8 protein-coding genes are annotated in these 18,573 nt (G+C 62.1%); 6 read left to right on the plus strand and 2 right to left on the minus strand.

Annotated features, from left to right (window positions below):
• The first annotated feature begins 23 nt into the window (after positions 1-23).
• From AC0V8S_RS34575 to AC0V8S_RS34600, 6 genes are all read left to right on the plus strand, one after another.
• A complete protein-coding gene (locus AC0V8S_RS34575) occupies positions 24-10,253 on the plus strand; it encodes an Ig-like domain-containing protein (protein WP_475436105.1) in 10,230 nt (3,409 codons plus the stop codon).
• A 26-nt stretch (positions 10,254-10,279) separates the two neighbouring features.
• The gene (locus AC0V8S_RS34580) at positions 10,280-10,648 is read left to right on the plus strand and encodes a hypothetical protein (RefSeq protein ID WP_095198248.1); all 369 of its coding nucleotides are present in this window, start codon (positions 10,280-10,282) and stop codon (positions 10,646-10,648) included.
• 18 nt (positions 10,649-10,666) lie between these two features.
• Positions 10,667-10,840: a hypothetical protein gene (locus AC0V8S_RS34585; RefSeq protein ID WP_183456296.1), complete on the plus strand. Its 174-nt coding sequence runs from the start codon at positions 10,667-10,669 to the stop codon at positions 10,838-10,840.
• 49 nt (positions 10,841-10,889) lie between these two features.
• Positions 10,890-12,083 carry an ABC transporter substrate-binding protein gene (locus AC0V8S_RS34590; protein ID WP_475436108.1) on the plus strand — a complete coding sequence of 398 codons (1,194 nt, stop codon included), beginning with the start codon at positions 10,890-10,892 and terminating at the stop codon, positions 12,081-12,083.
• A 42-nt stretch (positions 12,084-12,125) separates the two neighbouring features.
• Positions 12,126-12,824 (plus strand): thermonuclease family protein, encoded by a 699-nt coding sequence (locus AC0V8S_RS34595; RefSeq protein ID WP_183456292.1) that lies wholly within the window; start codon positions 12,126-12,128, stop codon positions 12,822-12,824.
• Positions 12,825-12,962: 138 nt separating this feature from the next.
• Entirely contained in the window at positions 12,963-13,715 is a 753-nt protein-coding gene (locus AC0V8S_RS34600; protein ID WP_244661523.1) for a GGDEF domain-containing protein, read from the plus strand.
• Positions 13,716-15,215: 1,500 nt separating this feature from the next.
• Here the strand turns inward: AC0V8S_RS34600 and AC0V8S_RS34605 are convergent.
• Entirely contained in the window at positions 15,216-16,457 is a 1,242-nt protein-coding gene (locus AC0V8S_RS34605) for an HlyD family type I secretion periplasmic adaptor subunit (protein ID WP_475436110.1), read from the minus strand.
• Positions 16,458-16,558: 101 nt separating this feature from the next.
• Positions 16,559-18,304, minus strand: coding sequence for a type I secretion system permease/ATPase (locus tag AC0V8S_RS34610; protein ID WP_475436112.1), 1,746 nt, complete (start codon positions 18,302-18,304; stop codon positions 16,559-16,561).
• Positions 18,305-18,573 lie beyond the last annotated feature (269 nt).

Here is an 18,573-nt window from a genome sequence, read left to right on the forward strand (position 1 = left end):
CAACCATCGACAATGACAGCAAGGTGCCGGCTCCCGGCGACAGCGTCGACGGTTCGGGCTTCAACGACAACGTCGCGCTCACCGTCAACGGCGTCGGCGGCACCACCGCCAGCGACAATCTCGTCGTGCATGTCGTCGACGACGTGCCGACGGCCCACAATGACGGTCCCTATGCGGTCGTCGAGGACGGCGCCAGCATTGTCTCGGGTAATGTGCTTGCCAATGACGTCTCGGGCGCCGACACACCCATGGCCTTCGTCGCCTGGTCGGGCGGCGATGCGGCGACGATCACCGCGCTCAACACCTATGGCTCGCTGACGCAGAACAGCGACGGCACCTGGAGCTATGTGCTCGACAACAGCAAGGCGGCAACCCAGGCGCTGACCTCGGGCAGCCATCTCAGCTACGACCTGCATTACACGATGACGGACGCCGACGGCGACACCTCGCCGGCAACGCTCACCATCACCATCGCCGGCACCGACGACAGCGCAACGGTGACGACCGCACAGGCTCAAGGGCCCGACAACACCGTCTTTGAGGCCGGCCTCAACCCGGACGGCTCGAACGCCGCCGCCAACAGCGAGACCGATACCGGTTCCTTCACCATCTCGGCCAGCGATGGCATCCAAAACATCGTCATCGGTGGCACCACCTTCTCCATGGCCCAGGTGCAGGGCTTCAACGGCACGCAAACCGTCAACACCGGCGAAGGCGTGCTGACGCTGACCGGCTATACCGGTGACGCTCATTCGGGCACCGTCGCCTACAGCTACACGCTGACCGCAACCATCGACAATGACAGCAAGGTGCCGGCTCCCGGCGACAGCGTCGACGGTTCGGGCTTCAACGACAACGTCGCGCTCACCGTCAACGGCGTCGGCGGCACAACCGCCAGCGACAATCTCGTCGTGCATGTCGTCGACGACGTGCCGACGGCAACCGCCGACATCGGCAGCGTCAATGAAGGCGCCCTGCTGACCGTGACGGCCGCGGCCGGCGTGCTGGTCAATGACGTGGCCGGCGCCGATGGCGCCTCCATCGACGGCGTGCGCGCCGCCGGCGGCAACACCACGACGCCGGTATCGGGCGGTGTCGGCACCGACATTGCCGGCCTGCACGGCACACTGCATCTCAACGCCGACGGCTCCTACACCTATCAGTCGACGGCCAACAACATCGCCGCCAACACCACCGACGTGTTCGTCTACACGCTCAAGGACGGTGACGGCGACCTGTCGACGACGACGCTGACCATCAACCTCACCGATGCCGGCCTCGTTGCTCCCGCCGACAATGACGTCACCGTCAACGAAGCCGCACTCGACACCACCACCAGCGGCGCCGACCTTGCGCACGGCACGGTGATCGGCTCGCTGCCAGGATCGACGGCCGAGACCGATGCCTCAAACCAGCTCAATGCAACCGGCAACTTCACACCGCTGACCTATCAGTTGGTCTCCGGTGGCAATGCCGCGACAGCCGGCATCTACGGCACCATCCAGGTTCACACCGACGGCAGCTATGTCTACACGCTGACCTCACCGGTGCATGGACCGGCAACCGCCGGCACCGACACCGTCAATGCGGCCGAGAGCTTCACCTACCAAGTCACCGACGCCAACGGCAACACCACCACCGGCACCATCAACATCGCCGTCATCGACGATGTGCCGACGGCCACCGCCGACATCGGCAACGTCAATGAAGGCGCCCTGCTGACCGTGACGGCCGCGGCCGGCGTGCTGGTCAATGACGTGGCCGGCGCCGACGGCGCCACCATCGACGGCGTGCGCGCCGCCGGCGGCAACACCACGACGCCGGTATCGGGCGGTGTCGGCACCGACATTGCCGGCCTGCACGGCACACTGCATCTCAACGCCGACGGCTCCTACACCTATCAGTCGACGGCCAACAACATCGCCGCCAACACCACCGACGTGTTCGTCTACACGCTCAAGGATGGCGACGGCGATCTGTCGACGACGACGCTGACCATCAATCTGACCGATGCCGGCCTCGTCGCACCCGCCGACAATGACGTCACCGTCAACGAAGCCGCACTCGACACCACCACCAGCGGCGCCGACCTTGCGCACGGCACGGTGATCGGCTCGCTGCCAGGATCGACGGCCGAGACCGATGCCACAAACCAGCTCAATGCAACCGGCAACTTCACACCGCTGACCTATCAGTTGGTCTCCGGCGGCAATGCCGCGACAGCCGGCATCTACGGCACCATCCAGGTTCACACCGACGGCAGCTATGTCTACACGCTGACCTCACCCGTGCATGGACCGGCAACCGCCGGAACCGACACTGTCAATGCGGCCGAGAGCTTCACCTATCAAGTCACCGACGCCAACGGCAACACCACCACCGGCACCATCAACATCGCCGTCATCGACGATGTGCCGACAGCAACCGCCGACATCGGCAACGTCAATGAAGGCGCCCTGCTGACCGTGACGGCCGCGGCCGGCGTGCTGGTCAATGACGTGGCCGGCGCCGACGGCGCCACCATCGACGGCGTACGCGCCGCCGGCGGCAACACCACGACGCCGGTATCGGGCGGTGTCGGCACCGACATTGCCGGCCTGCACGGCACACTGCATCTCAACGCCGACGGCTCCTACACCTATCAGTCGACGGCCAACAACATCGCCGCCAACACCACCGACGTGTTCGTCTACACGCTCAAGGATGGCGACGGCGACCTGTCGACGACGACGCTGACCATCAATCTGACCGATGCCGGCCTCGTCGCACCCGCCGACAATGACGTCACCGTCAACGAAGCCGCACTCGACACCACCACCAGCGGCGCCGACCTTGCGCACGGCACGGTGATCGGCTCGCTGCCAGGATCGACGGCCGAGACCGATGCCACAAACCAGCTCAATGCAACCGGCAACTTCACACCGCTGACCTATCAGCTGGTCTCCGGCGGCAATGCCGCGACAGCCGGCATCTACGGCACCATCCAGGTCCACACCGACGGCAGCTATGTCTACACGCTGACCTCACCGGTGCATGGACCGGCAACCGCCGGCACCGACACCGTCAATGCGGCCGAGAGCTTCACCTATCAAGTCACCGACGCCAACGGCAACACCACCACCGGCACCATCAACATCGCCGTCATCGACGACGTGCCGACGGCAACCGCCGACATCGGCAACGTCAATGAAGGCGCCCTGCTGACCGTGACGGCCGCGGCCGGCGTGCTGGTCAATGACGTTGCCGGCGCCGACGGCGCCACCATCGACGGCGTGCGCGCCGCCGGCGGCAACACCACGACGCCGGTATCGGGCGGTGTCGGCACCGACATTGCCGGCCTGCACGGCACACTGCATCTCAACGCCGACGGCTCCTACACCTACCAGTCGACGGCCAACAACATCGCCGCCAACACCACCGACGTGTTCGTCTACACGCTCAAGGATGGCGACGGCGATCTGTCGACGACGACGCTGACCATCAATCTGACCGATGCCGGCCTCGTCGCACCCGCCGACAATGACGTCACCGTCAACGAAGCCGCACTCGACACCACGACATCAGGCGCCGACCTCGCGCACGGCACGGTGATCGGCTCGCTGCCAGGATCGACGGCCGAGACCGATGCCACAAACCAGCTCAATGCGACCGGCAACTTCACACCGCTGACCTATCAGCTGGTCTCCGGCGGCAATGCCGCGACAGCCGGCATCTACGGCACCATCCAGGTCCACACCGACGGCAGCTATGTCTACACGCTGACCTCACCGGTGCATGGACCGGCAACCGCCGGAACCGACACCGTCAATGCGGCCGAGAGCTTCACCTATCAAGTCACCGACGCCAACGGCAACTCCACCACCGGCACCATCAACATCGCCGTCATCGACGATGTGCCGACAGCAACCGCCGACATCGGCAACGTCAATGAAGGCGCCCTGCTGACCGTGACGGCCGCGGCCGGCGTGCTGGTCAATGACGTGGCCGGCGCCGACGGCGCCACCATCGACGGCGTGCGCGCCGCCGGCGGCAACACCACGACGCCCGTATCGGGCGGTGTCGGCACCGACATTGCCGGCCTGCACGGCACACTGCATCTCAACGCCGACGGCTCCTACACCTACCAGTCGACGGCCAACAACATCGCCGCCAACACCACCGACGTGTTCGTCTACACGCTCAAGGATGGCGACGGCGATCTGTCGACGACGACGCTGACCATCAATCTGACCGATGCCGGCCTCGTCGCACCCGCCGACAATGACGTCACCGTCAACGAAGCCGCACTCGACACCACGACATCAGGCGCCGACCTCGCGCACGGCACGGTGATCGGCTCGCTGCCAGGATCGACGGCCGAGACCGATGCCTCAAACCAGCTCAATGCAACCGGCAACTTCACACCGCTGACCTATCAGCTGGTCTCCGGCGGCAATGCCGCGACAGCCGGCATCTACGGCACCATCCAGGTCCACACCGACGGCAGCTATGTCTACACGCTGACCTCACCGGTGCATGGACCGGCAACCGCCGGCACCGACACCGTCAATGCGGCCGAGAGCTTCACCTATCAAGTCACCGACGCCAACGGCAACTCCACCACCGGCACCATCAACATCGCCGTCATCGACGATGTGCCGACAGCAACCGCCGACATCGGCAGCGTCAATGAAGGCGCCCTGCTGACCGTGACGGCCGCGGCCGGCGTGCTGGTCAATGACGTGGCCGGCGCCGATGGCGCCTCCATCGACGGCGTGCGCGCCGCCGGCGGCAACACCACGACGCCGGTATCGGGCGGTGTCGGCACCGACATTGCCGGCCTGCACGGCACACTGCATCTCAACGCCGACGGCTCCTACACCTATCAGTCGACGGCCAACAACATCGCCGCCAACACCACCGACGTGTTCGTCTACACGCTCAAGGACGGTGACGGCGACCTGTCGACGACGACGCTGACCATCAACCTCACCGATGCCGGCCTCGTTGCTCCCGCCGACAATGACGTCACCGTCAACGAAGCCGCACTCGACACCACCACCAGCGGCGCCGACCTTGCGCACGGCACGGTGATCGGCTCGCTGCCAGGATCGACGGCCGAGACCGATGCCACAAACCAGCTCAATGCAACCGGCAACTTCACACCGCTGACCTATCAGTTGGTCTCCGGCGGCAATGCCGCGACAGCCGGCATCTACGGCACCATCCAGGTTCACACCGACGGCAGCTATGTCTACACGCTGACCTCACCGGTGCATGGACCGGCAACCGCCGGCACCGACACCGTCAATGCGGCCGAGAGCTTCACCTATCAAGTCACCGACGCCAACGGCAACACCACCACTGGCACCATCAACATCGCCGTCATCGACGATGTGCCGACAGCAACCGCCGACATCGGCAACGTCAATGAAGGCGCCCTGCTGACCGTGACGGCCGCGGCCGGCGTGCTGGTCAATGACGTGGCCGGCGCCGACGGCGCCACCATCGACGGCGTGCGCGCCGCCGGCGGCAACACCACGACGCCCGTATCGGGCGGTGTCGGCACCGACATTGCCGGCCTGCACGGCACACTGCATCTCAACGCCGACGGCTCCTACACCTACCAGTCGACGGCCAACAACATCGCCGCCAACACCACCGACGTGTTCGTCTACACGCTCAAGGATGGCGACGGCGATCTGTCGACGACGACGCTGACCATCAATCTGACCGATGCCGGCCTCGTCGCACCCGCCGACAATGACGTCACCGTCAACGAAGCCGCACTCGACACCACGACATCAGGCGCCGACCTCGCGCACGGCACGGTGATCGGCTCGCTGCCAGGATCGACGGCCGAGACCGATGCCTCAAACCAGCTCAATGCAACCGGCAACTTCACACCGCTGACCTATCAGCTGGTCTCCGGCGGCAATGCCGCGACAGCCGGCATCTACGGCACCATCCAGGTCCACACCGACGGCAGCTATGTCTACACGCTGACCTCACCGGTGCATGGACCGGCAACCGCCGGCACCGACACCGTCAATGCGGCCGAGAGCTTCACCTATCAAGTCACCGACGCCAACGGCAACTCCACCACCGGCACCATCAACATCGCCGTCATCGACGATGTGCCGACAGCAACCGCCGACATCGGCAACGTCAATGAAGGCGCCCTGCTGACCGTGACGGCCGCGGCCGGCGTGCTGGTCAATGACGTGGCCGGCGCCGACGGCGCCACCATCGACGGCGTGCGCGCCGCCGGCGGCAACACCACGACGCCCGTATCGGGCGGTGTCGGCACCGACATTGCCGGCCTGCACGGCACACTGCATCTCAACGCCGACGGCTCCTACACCTACCAGTCGACGGCCAACAACATCGCCGCCAACACCACCGACGTGTTCGTCTACACGCTCAAGGACGGTGACGGCGATCTGTCGACGACGACGCTGACCATCAACCTCACCGATGCCGGCCTCGTTGCTCCCGCCGACAATGACGTCACCGTCAACGAAGCCGCACTCGACACCACCACCAGCGGCGCCGACCTTGCGCACGGCACGGTGATCGGCTCGCTGCCAGGATCGACGGCCGAGACCGATGCCTCAAACCAGCTCAATGCGACCGGCAACTTCACACCGCTGACCTATCAGTTGGTCTCCGGTGGCAATGCCGCGACAGCCGGCATCTACGGCACCATCCAGGTCCACACCGACGGCAGCTATGTCTACACGCTGACCTCACCGGTGCATGGACCGGCAACCGCCGGCACCGACACCGTCAATGCGGCCGAGAGCTTCACCTATCAAGTCACCGACGCCAACGGCAACACCACCACTGGCACCATCAACATCGCCGTCATCGACGACGTACCCACCGCAAATAATGACAGTTGGGCACCGGCAATCACCGCGCCTACGGTGCTGACCGGCCTCCTGGGTAACGATGTCTTCGGCGCCGACGGCGTCGCAACAACCACCCCCGGGGTAATAACAACCACAAACGGCGCTCACGGCACCGTCACTTACAACAACGACGGAACATTCACCTATACGCCAACAGGCATCTATGTCGGATCGGACTCGTTCACCTACACCATCAAGGACGGCGACGGCGACACCTCGACCGCCACTGTGACGGTGAACGTACAGACCAATACTGTTCCGGGGGGTGGCGGCACTGCATCTTTGGCGTTGAACGAAGCGGCTCTCGACACCACCCAAGACGCCACGGATCTCCACGCGGGCGTGGTGACTGGGACCAATCCCACCAGCCCTGGCGAATCGGCGCAAGCGATCAGCGGGATTACCTTCACCACGACGGGCGAGGCGATCACCGTTGCCTTTGCCAACCCAACAGGTGATCCGAACTGGGTAGCGCCGACGGTTTCCGGTCTGGCCGCCGGATATTCGATCAGCTGGGCACTCAGCGGCGGCCAGCTTGTCGGCACGCTGATGCAAGGTGTCACCAACCTCGGACCTTCAATCTACCTGGCGCTGTCGAACACCAGCGCCGGCGCCAACAGCTCGTTGACTCCCGTGGTCACCGCCACACTGACCGACCAGCTCCAGCATACCGCCGGCTCTGGCAACATCACCATCAATGGTCTTCAAGTGGTCGCAACCGACACCAGCGGTGATCATGTCTCCGGCGCAGTCAACTTGACGGTTCTGGACGACACCCCGCTGCCTTTCGTCGGCGACGGCATCAGCCTGCCGGACTCATTGCACACCGCGCTGACTGAACACCTGAACTTTGCATCGGGCGCGGGGGCGGACGGTGTTGGAAATGTTGTGTTCAACGTGACGACGGGTACCGCCGTTCAGGACGTCAGCGGCGCGAACGTCTACCTCAACGGGGAGCAGCTGTTCTATCAAGTCTCACCGGATGGTCACACGGTCGAGGGAAGATCGTCAGTGGCGAATGGCAACGATCTCGGATTCACCGCCACACTCAATCCGGCAACCGACACCTGGTCGTTTGTCTTGAATGGTACGATCTTCAACGGATCTCAATTCACGACGTCGGGCGCCACAGCCACGGGCGGCAACAACCAGGTGAATGCCTTCACAGCTCTCACCAGCCCGGATACACCGAACGACTTGTTGGTGACGGCAAATGGCTCCAACAACGTCAACACCAGCACCGGAAACTTCGGTGTTGGTAGCGGCCAGAGCATTACAAATGGGGAGACAATCCGTTTCGACTTCGTGACGAACGCATCGACCACCGGAACCATTGCCGGAACCAACTATACCACTCACTACGAGGTATCGAGTTTCACCCAGGGGATCACCAAAGCAAATGGCACGGTGGATATCACGATCAGGGCCGTAAATGCTGACGACGACAAGATTTTCGTCGGCGACGGCACGGGGGAAACCACGGCTACCGGAATTACCGTGACTTTTGTGAACGGTTCGGGCGGCGCCGCGCCCACGCTGACGAACAATGGCGACGGCACCTTTACACTGCACGGAATGGACCAAGGCGACACTTTCACAGTCACGGCAAGTTCGGATCCGTTCAGTGCGGTCGAGATCTCGGGCGCCTCATCAGGAACCTTCAAGCTAGGTTCGGCCAGCTTCGCGACTGCCAACGCGGTTGACCCGTTCGACATCAAGATTCCCGTGACGGGAACGGATGGCGACAGCGATACGGCGGCCGGCAGCGTGACCGCCCATCTGTACCCAACCGCCACAACGCTCGAAGGCACCAACGGCGTCGACAATCTCGTCGCGACCGCGGCGAAGACCATCTTGCTTGGCCAGGATGGCGACGATCATCTGACCGGCATCAATGGACACGATACGATCCTATCCGGAGGACAGGGCAACGATACGCTGACAGGCCTCGATGGAAAGGATACCCTAATCGGCGGAGCGGGTGCGGACACGATGACAGGTGGAGGCGGCGCCGACACTTTCATCATCGGGACCGGCGAATCGACCCCCGTCATAGGCGGATCCGGCAATGCCGGGACGATCTCCGGCTATGACGTCATCACCGACTTCGTCGCCGGGACCGACAAATTGACCCTGCCCGGGACGCTGGTGGCTGCGACTGCCGGCCTCGTCGACGGAGCAGGAGATTCCGTCCTGACGATCGGCGGAGACACGGTTGAGTCCCATTCGGTCACGAACGGCATCGCCAGTTTCTTCGGGACCGATGCCGGCACCTCGCCCCTGGCGATCACCACAACGTCAGGCGTGGCCGCAGCGGTCCAGTATCTTATGGGCACGGACATCGGCAATGCCGGGGCGACGCTCGCATTCACGGCAACGATCTCCGGGGTGAATCACACCTACGTCTATACCCAGACAACCGCCAGCGCCGGCGTTGGAGCGCTGGTCGATCTGCAGGGCGTCACCGTGGCGAATCTGAACACGTTGATCGGGGGATCGGTCGATCCCGTTATCCTCGACCTGAACCACAATGGCTTTACATTCTCCGACGTCAGCCACGGTGCTCAGTTCGACATGAACGGCGACGGCACCAAGGAGCAACTGGCCTGGAACACCTCGAACGACGGCATGCTGGCGGTCGACCTCAACCATGACGGCAAGATCGATGACGGCACCGAGCTGTTCACGCCGAACTTCGATGGTGGCCATTTCGCCAGCGGCGCGGCCGCACTGGCATCGCTCGACAGCAACCATGACGGCGTCATCGATCACAACGACGCGGCGTTCAGCAGCCTGCTGATCTGGAAGGACGCCAATGCTAATGGCACCAGCGACGCCGGGGAACTGTCGAGCCTCGCCGACAACGGTGTTGCCTCCATCAACACGGCAGCGCACCCCGCTGTCGGCGAAATCGACGGGCAGACCGTGACCGGCAACGGCACGTTCCAGATGGCCGACGGCACGAGCGGCAACTACATCGAGGTGGAACTCGACACATCGCTGGTTGCCCCGGCGCAGCCGTCTGTCGCCTCCGATGGTACCAGGACATTCGCCATCGGCTCGCTGGAAGTCGCCGATCTGATCGCCGACTTCCACGATGGCGCCAACGGCGACAAGATCGATCTCTCCGCGCTGCTGAAAGGTCTGGCCGGCGTAACCGATCTCGAAGCCGGCGGCTTTGTGGAGATCTCGCAGTCCTTGGCCAATGCGGCGAATGCCGAAGTCAAGGTCGACACGAATGGCGGTGGCGACAACTACCATACGGTCGCCGTGCTGGAGAACTATACGTTCCACAGCGCTGCCGAAGCGGTGAAAATACTTTACGATGACAGCCACGGCACCAAGACGGACGTGGCCTAAGGGGCGAAAGGGACGAGGTGACGAGCATGAACAGAATTTTGCGTGTGGCTTTCGGGGCCGGGCTGCTGTCGATTGTTGCGACGGGGCTGGAAGCCGCCGACATCATCGAAGGTCCGACGGGCGACTATTGCCGCGTCGTGGGGACGTCCAACCTGGTGTTGAACGACAACATCGTCGATCTCAAGGAGCAGGTGGTGAAGCTGATGGATGAATCGGTTGCCGTCGCCAACAGCCCCGAATGGATCAACTCATCCCGGCCTGCCTTCGTCTGGGCATCGGAGGCCAAGGTCGCCTGCGGCATGGCCTATGGCTATCTGAAGACGAACTACAAGGACGAAGACACGCTCAACAAATGCGAGTGTTTCCACGACCGCATGGTCGAGTACATGCACTGACCGCATGGGCCACGCCTGTTGGCCATCATGACATCAGACGGATCAATTTTATGGGCGATCGCCGCAACGATCGCCTGGCTCAGCCTTGGTCTGTTTGCCACGCTGGCCGGCGCCAACCGGCTGGGCCTTTGCCGATTGCGTGCGCCGCATGAAAGAACAGCAAGACGGCACCGCAAGTCCGCCGTAACATGAATTGAGGACCAGACCGGGAAATATCCGGCGGCAGACGGGGTGGAGCATCATGGAAGCTGTCCGGCAGGGCCGCAGTCCGCAGATTTGGGCACTCGCCTTGGCGCTCGCCATGCCCTTGTCGGGCTGCCAGTCGAAAGGCGGCGTTTCCGAAGTGCTCGATCCGGCGGCGGTCGCCGCGCCTGCGGGACAGAATGCCGGCGCCGGTTCGGCCCAGGCGAGCCAGTCGCTCGGCACCGGTTCCGCCAAAGTCACGATGCTGCTGCCCTTGTCCGCTCCCGGAACGTCAGGGGAGACCGGCCGGAAGATGCTCGACGGCGCCAAGCTGGCGATGACGGATATCGGCAATGGATTGCTGACGCTGACGATAGAGGACACGAAAGGCGACAGTGCCCAGGCCAGCAAATTGGCGGTGCAAGCCATCACGACGGGATCCAAGGTCGTCATCGGCCCGACCGAACTGCCATCGGCCCGGCATATTGCCACGCTGTCGGGATCGAAGCGGCCACCGGTTCTGGCGCTTGCCGACAATTTCGCGGGCGGCGCCGGGGTTTATGCCGTGCGCCTCAGCGAAGCCGACAGCGCCGCGGCGGGCGCCGCGGGGCTCGCTGCGAAAGGCGGCAAGAAGTTCGTATTGCTTGTCGCGGAAGGCTCGAACGCCAGTGCTGTGGAGAAGCGGGTGGCGAACGGCCTTAGCATCTATGGCGCGACGCTCGCGGTCACCGTGCCCTATTCGGCCGGCGACGGTGGCGCGAAGGCGGTCGACCAGATGGGCTCACTCGTGGACGCTCCCGACGCGGTCATCATTGCCAGCGGCGATGGCAGCCCCGCGCCGGTGCTTGCCGCCCTTAGATCAAAGGGCATTCCGGGAAAAGCAATCTCGGTCGTCGGAACGGACCGTTGGCTGGAACACCCCATGGATCCGCTGTTCGAGGGGGCATACATCGCCACGCTCGATCCAGGCGAAACCGGACCGATCGCCGACCGCTTCCGGACGACATACAACTACCCTGCCGACGTCAATGTGGCCTATGCCTATGATATGGTTGCCCTGACGGCAGGGATTGCCAGCGCGGTCGGACCCGACGGCTTCAGCAAACAGACCCTCGAAAACCCGAACGGGTTTCGCGGATCGACGGGTTTGTTCCGTTTTCGCGCTGACGGATCCAGCCAAAGGTCGATGCCATTCTACCGGATAGAAAAGGGTGCGCTCAAACTGGTTGCCAAATCGACGTCGGGTTTATGACCGGCCGCCGGCCCGACCTTGCGCGAACGCTGCGGTGGCCTGATGAGCTGGCATGCCCGCATGGTGATCGCGATCGGGGGCCTCGAGCTCGTGCTCGGAATCGCCCTGATCATGCGGGCCGGAACCTTGCTTTCTCTCGACCGGTCGGTCCCTGCGCCATCCCTGCAAATTGCCGGCAAGCAAGCAAATCAGGCGGCCGCGGCCAATCCCGACGGACAATCGCGGGGACCCGCACGACGGATCGCCGAGAGCCTTATCGCTCCGCCGCCGGTTGACGCATCGGAAACCGAGCGGGTCGGGGCCCGGCCGCCGCTTGGAGAACTCGGCCTCGCCGTCCGCCCCAAAACACCCATGCCGCAGGACTGGCGCGAAACCCTGCTCTACCATCCGATTGCAACGTCGTCGGCGACGTTCGAAGCGATGGGGTGGAAAGTGGTCATCAGCGGGGCCCAGCATATCGGCGTCGACCAGACCTGTTCGTTTCGCGACGAGGCCTGGCCCTGCGGCCAGCGGGCGCGCGCGGCCTTCAATGCCTGGCTGCGGGGGCGCGCGCTGAATTGTTTCCTGCCGCCGGAACCCGAGCGTTTTGCCATCGCCGCACCGTGCCGGCTCGGCAAGCAGGATGTCGGAGCCTGGCTCGTCGCCAATGGCTGGGCGATGGCGCGGCCGGGCGGCATTTATGGCAAGGCGGAAGCAATTGCCCGGAATGCAGAGATGGGTGTCTTCGGGCCGCCGCGATAGGCTGGAGCCGGCAAACCGGCTTTGCTCTGGGCATGGCGAAGACGCCATTCGGCCTTTTTCCGTCAAATTGTACGATTCGGCGAAACCGAAATTACGGCAGACAGGCCTTATACCAGCCTACCGACAGGAGATTGGCCAATGACCAGATCAATGGCGACCACCACTGCCCAGCCCTGGAAGCACGTTGCATGGCTGGCATTCCTGGGAACCGCCGGGAGCCTCGGCCTTTCCCTTGGCCTCAACTACCTGCTGCTGTTCAGCGACGCGCTGACGCCATTCGCCCGCAGCATGATCACCGCGGGACTGCTGCCGGTGATCATCGGTCTGCCGCTTTTCGCGCTGATCGGCTGGAATCGGATCGAAATCCGCCGCTACCGGCAGGAACTCAACAGGTCCGGAACGTATGACAGTTTGACGGGCTGCCTGAACGGGCCGGTCTTCACGTCGATGGTTGAACGACGCGCAGCCAGGCGATCAGGGCCAGGACCACGCTCGGGCGCCTTCCTGATCATTCATCCCGAACACCTTCGCTCCATCAACATGCGCTTTGGCCTTGAATGGGGCGACGAGGCCTTGCGGCTCATCGTCTCGACCATCCAGTCGTCGGTGCGCGAGGAGGATCTGATCGGACGCATCGGCGCCTCGATGTTCGGGGTTTTCCTCTCTGGCGCGACCGAAGCGGAGGCCAAGGAGATCGGCGAGCGTATCCGCACGCGTGTCGCGCAAGTCTATTTCGCGCCAAAAGGCACCGAGGATGTCCTCGCCATCAAGGTCGGCGGCGTGATGCTGGAAAACGAGATGGAGTTCTCGGACATGTTCCGGTCCGCCGAACAGCACCTGTCCGACGCGCAGGATGAAGCCGGGTTCGAACTGACGCATCTCCACAGCTGACAACCCGCTGGGGCGCTTTGGGGGGCGGCTGCTCGATTTCATGATCCCGCCCATCCACGCCCTGCTGGCGTCGGCGGCCATCCCGCTGTGGATCGGCACTACGGGGTGCTGAGTTTGATCCTCCACGGGCAGCCTTGAGGCGATATTTCTTCGTGGCACGAAGTAAGCGCTCTCGCTGCCACACAGCGCGGTGAACTCGTCCGTCGCCTGAGGCCATCCCCTAATAAAGTGGTATTGTGAGCGGGCGGACATCGAGCCCCCCGCCGCATGAGCCCTCTCTCTGCGTTCAACAATTATAACACCATGAAACAATACTGGCGCTACCGCCATTCAGGGGTATAATCAGCCGTTGTTTAGCTCAGGCTCGGCAACAGGTAGGAGGAGTAGGCCTACCGCCCCCCAGTGCAGGCCTATCCGTCGCCTCCCCCTCCGCGACGCTCCTCCTACTGGCCCTCCGAGCCGGGCCTTGAGGACAGGGGGCCGTCCACAACCAAGGTTGCGGAGGACCTGGGCGATGTCCGTTACCGACCAAGCACTAAAATACGGCATCCTAAGTGCCAAGGAGTTGGCTCTATTGAGTCGTGCGTTCGACACGGCATGTCGTCAACGCCTGGTAGACGACCATTCGTTGGAGGCGGAAATCATAGCGGAGGAAATCGTTGCCGCATACCGACATGGGGTGAGGAGCGAGGACGAATTGATCAAGGCCGCTGGAACCTCATCACACATCGGATAGATCACGCCGCGGTGAGGAGTTTGAAGGTCAGCCGCGCTCGCGCGGAAAAGACTGGTGCTGCGAGAGAGGATTGAACTCTAGATATCTTTAATAATTTCAATGACTTACATAGCTGTTTGTAACATTGTGACGGACGTCAAAATGGACCATAACCTATTGCGTGCGTTGAACTACACCACACCGGATTGGACTACACCCCGGAGCCCTATCAGGCCATAGTCTTGGCGAAAATCCGGCCGGCCGGTATGCAAGGGCGAATTGCCGATCGCCGCCCGATATTCAGTTTTGGTGGAGATCCGGCCTTATGTGCTCTCGCACAGCGCAGCCAATGATGCCGAGTAGTCTGGCGATCTCCTGGTCCAACTTGCCATCCGAAATAGCAATCTGGAGTTTGCGCTGCCTCTCGGCCGGCGAACCCGGTAGGCCGGCGGAACTCGCCGAGGTTGCAAGTCCTAGAACCTCTTCGCTGACATCCAGCGGCTGGTCGTGGAACTACGGCCGCCGCCAGTCACGTCAACGGTGTGAAGCGGTCGGGGTCACGCGTTCGTCAAAACCCACACGAGAAGTGCGCCTTGGTCGAGGGAACTCGGCCTTTCGACGTTCGACGCGGATTAAGCGGGGCGCGACGCAGTCCGCCGCCGAGCCGGTGGCGGTTAGACGGACGGTCATCTAGCAGCACAATCACAAGCCCCAGCCCCTCGCATGGAAGGCCCATGCAGGCGACATCATCGCCGCCGCTAGACGCATGGAATCAATGCAATCGTCTACCGCTCCCGGAAAGCGCGCTGGAACGAGTCCATCAGCGGCTTGGTCAAATAAGCCAAGAACGTTCGTTCCCCGGTTGATATGAAAGTCTCCACCGGCATACCCGGATAGATCTGGTCGCGTTTGATTTGCGGTGGCAGTGGGTCGGCCATACGCAGACGCACAGTGTAGTAAGATTGTCCGGTGCTGGGCATTACCAGCCGGTCTGCAGACACGTAGAATACCTTTCCTGGGACCTTCGGGGTCGTCCTCGCATTCATTGCCGTGAACATCATGTTCGCATCTTGTCCTACCCGGACAGCGTCGATGTCTTCGGGCTTTATTTTGGCCTCGACGATCAATTCGTTCGTGGTCGGCAGAAGCTCCATCACCGCCTCACCAGCTCGGATGACACTGCCTTCTGAATTGTAGAGCGACCTAACAATGATCCCATCGGCCGGGGCCCGAATGGTCGTGCGATCAAGCACCGAACGAGCGGCTTTGATCTGCTCCTCGACATCTGCAACTTCGGCGCGGACCTTATTAAGCTCCGAGTCTGCGTCTTCAACTCGACTGGTCGTAAGCCGCTCGATTTGCTCTTTAGCCTCTACGATCTGGGTTGCCGAACTGGCGATTTGCGCCTCCAGCGATCCCGCCTGGCCAACCAATTCAGCGCTGCTGCGAAGAAGATCTGTATATTCGGAACGGTTTGTAAGCCCTTTCTCCAACAGGTTCTTCTTCCGCTCCGTCTCCTCGTTGACGACCGTAAGTTGATTTTCCATTCCCTTTTTTTGAGCCCTTAGCCCAACAACAGCCTCCTGAAGGGCCGTCACCCGTTGCTTGAGAATCTCACCTTCGGCGGTGTAACGAGCCAGCCGAGCCCGAAATTCCTTGGCTTGTTCCCGGAAGACATCACCGAACTCGGAACCATTGGAATAGTCGGCCAGGTCGCCGGAAAATGCGATATCGTTCAGTCCATCGCGCTCCGCCTCAAGGCGGGCGATCTCAGCCTTCTGAGCAACCCATTGTTTCAGCACTCGGTTCAGTTGCGCTTCGGCCAGTGTCGGATCGAGCACGAGAAGGGCTTGACCCCGTGAGACCCTGTCTCCCTCCCGGACCCTGATGCTGCGGACTACGCCTCCTTCGAGATGCTGGATCAGAACGTTCTGTCCGGCAGCCACTATCAGGCCCGGGGCAATCATTGCTCCCGCGATAGGCGCAGTGCCGGCCCACAATCCGAATCCTAGCAAAAACACAGCCATGACCCCGTATGCCACCAACGCAATCCGGTCTGTGCGCGTGTTGACATGGTCCTGCCAGCGATATGTTCGCGGCATTATCTGCATGCCTTGGCTAGGACCCGTCATTGGCGCCTATCCTCATCAACGTGAAGAGGGCGAGGCGGAAGGGTTTGCGACGCTTCCGGCGGCTGCACTGGGCTCTGCCGTTGGGCAAGTTCGTCGAGCACTTCCTTGCTGAATCCGAAAATCTCTACTTGGCCATTGCGCAGCATGAGTATGCGATCGCATTTCCCAGCGAGAGACGGCCGGTGGGTTATGACAAGCACTGTTCTCTTCTGCGATCGAGCTTGCATGATCGCACGCTCAAGTGCGGCCTCGCCGAGGGCGTCAAGATTTGCATTTGGCTCGTCAAGAACCAGGACCTTGGGATCGCCGTAGAAGGCGCGCGCGAGCCCAATGCGTTGACGCTCGCCACCAGAGAGGCGAACGCCAGTGGGGCCGATCACAGTCGAGTATCCGTGTCTTTGACCGAGGATGAGATCATGCACCTGCGCTCGCTGTGCCGCCTCAACGATGCTTTCGTTAGAGGCATCCGGGTCGAAACGGGCAATGTTCTGGCCGATTGTGCCTGGGAAGAGTTCCACGTCTTGCGGAAGATAGCCGATATGCCGACCAAGTTCCTCTGGATCCCAGTTTCGAACTTCGCCACCGTCGATCCGGATCGAACCCGAGCGAGGCTCAATGGCACCGACTATGAGGCGTGCCAGCGTCGATTTTCCAGCTTGGGATGGCCCAACAATTGCAATTGCTTCACCGGCTGCGGCCTCAAAGCTCACCCGCTTTATCAGGGGTGACGAGCCGTCGACCGAGCCGGGAACCTGATACACAACCTGGTCAACGGTCAACGTCCCTTTAGCGGGCGGGAGTGCCACTTGATCCCGACTGGGGGGATTGCTAGCCGCGATCGAAAGTCTCTTCCATGCCAGATTTGCTTCGACAATCTGCCGCCAGCTTCCAATTATCTGGTCAAGAGGCTGCAACGCGCGGGCTGCAACCATCGAGGACGCGAATATCATACCCGCTGTAATCTCGTTGCGCAGAACCAAATAGGCGCCGACACCCAATATAGCGATTTGCAGGCCCGTTCGCGTGGCTCTTGAGATACCGCTATACAACGCATTGATACGAGCAACCCGATCCGAGGCGTGCAGGAAGCCAGAGAAACCGGTTCCCCATAATTCGATTGCATTAGACACCATGCCGAGCGCGCGAACTGTCTCGAAGTTTCGTGAAAAGGCCTGAGCCGAGTTCATTGCGGCGGCAAGGTTCTCCGCCGCCCCTCTACTTGGATTTGAACTCGCGGCTTGGTTCAGCGCCGCGATGGCGACCATGAGAATCGCTCCGGCTGTGGTCACCAGGAAGAGCAAAGGATGAATGAAATAGAGGAGCCCCACGAAGACTAGCCCAAAGGGTAAATCAAAGAGGTAAAAGATGGTCCGCGAGGCGATAATCCCTCGCACGGTGGCCAGGTCGCGCAAAGATTGGACATCGCCAAGTCCCGCCCGCGGTCCATTCATCGCGGCGAGGAAGGATGTCGCGCCCAACCTGACATCGAGCCGCGCAGCGAGTCGGCTCGCATACATACCCCGCAGGACCTCTAGAATTGCAAAAAATAGAATGGAAGATACCGCAATTATACTTAGATATATCAGCGTATTTATATTGGCCGCAGGTATGACCCTGTCATATATCTGAACCATGTATAACGGGATAACTAGGAGCAACGCGTTGATGACCGCCGAGAACAGGCCCATCTCAATCACGCTCTTGGACATCACCTTTGTATTTTTATGGCGTGGCTTATCCAAAATTGCTCCCCCCTAAAGCTGCCTCGAAGGTCACTATGTCGCCGGAAGCCTTTGCTCCATGGACTCGACTCCGTAGAAAGCGATAGAAGCTGCCTGTCTCCCCTAGAGCCTGACGCTCACGACTGTAGTTTCGTCATCGTTTGCCTAGCACAGCTTATGAAATCGCTCGGCACGTCCAAGGCAGCCAGAGCGACCGTTCCTATGGCATTGCACGTTCGCAGCTGTGGGCGACTCTGGAGTCCAGTGTTCGAGAAAATGGCGCAAGCTCG

Source organism: Mesorhizobium oxytropidicola, assembly GCF_056174625.1.

Excerpts from the sequence above, each read along its gene's own strand:
- AC0V8S_RS34580 (WP_095198248.1), top strand. The coding sequence starts at position 10,280 with ATGAACAGAATTTTGCGTGTGGCTTTCGGGGCCGGGCTGCTGTCGATT.
- AC0V8S_RS34605 (WP_475436110.1), bottom strand. The coding sequence starts at position 16,457 with ATGGCTGTGTTTTTGCTAGGATTCGGATTGTGGGCCGGCACTGCGCCT.
- AC0V8S_RS34590 (WP_475436108.1), top strand. The coding sequence starts at position 10,890 with ATGGAAGCTGTCCGGCAGGGCCGCAGTCCGCAGATTTGGGCACTCGCC.
- AC0V8S_RS34595 (WP_183456292.1), top strand. The coding sequence starts at position 12,126 with ATGAGCTGGCATGCCCGCATGGTGATCGCGATCGGGGGCCTCGAGCTC.
- AC0V8S_RS34600 (WP_244661523.1), top strand. The coding sequence starts at position 12,963 with ATGACCAGATCAATGGCGACCACCACTGCCCAGCCCTGGAAGCACGTT.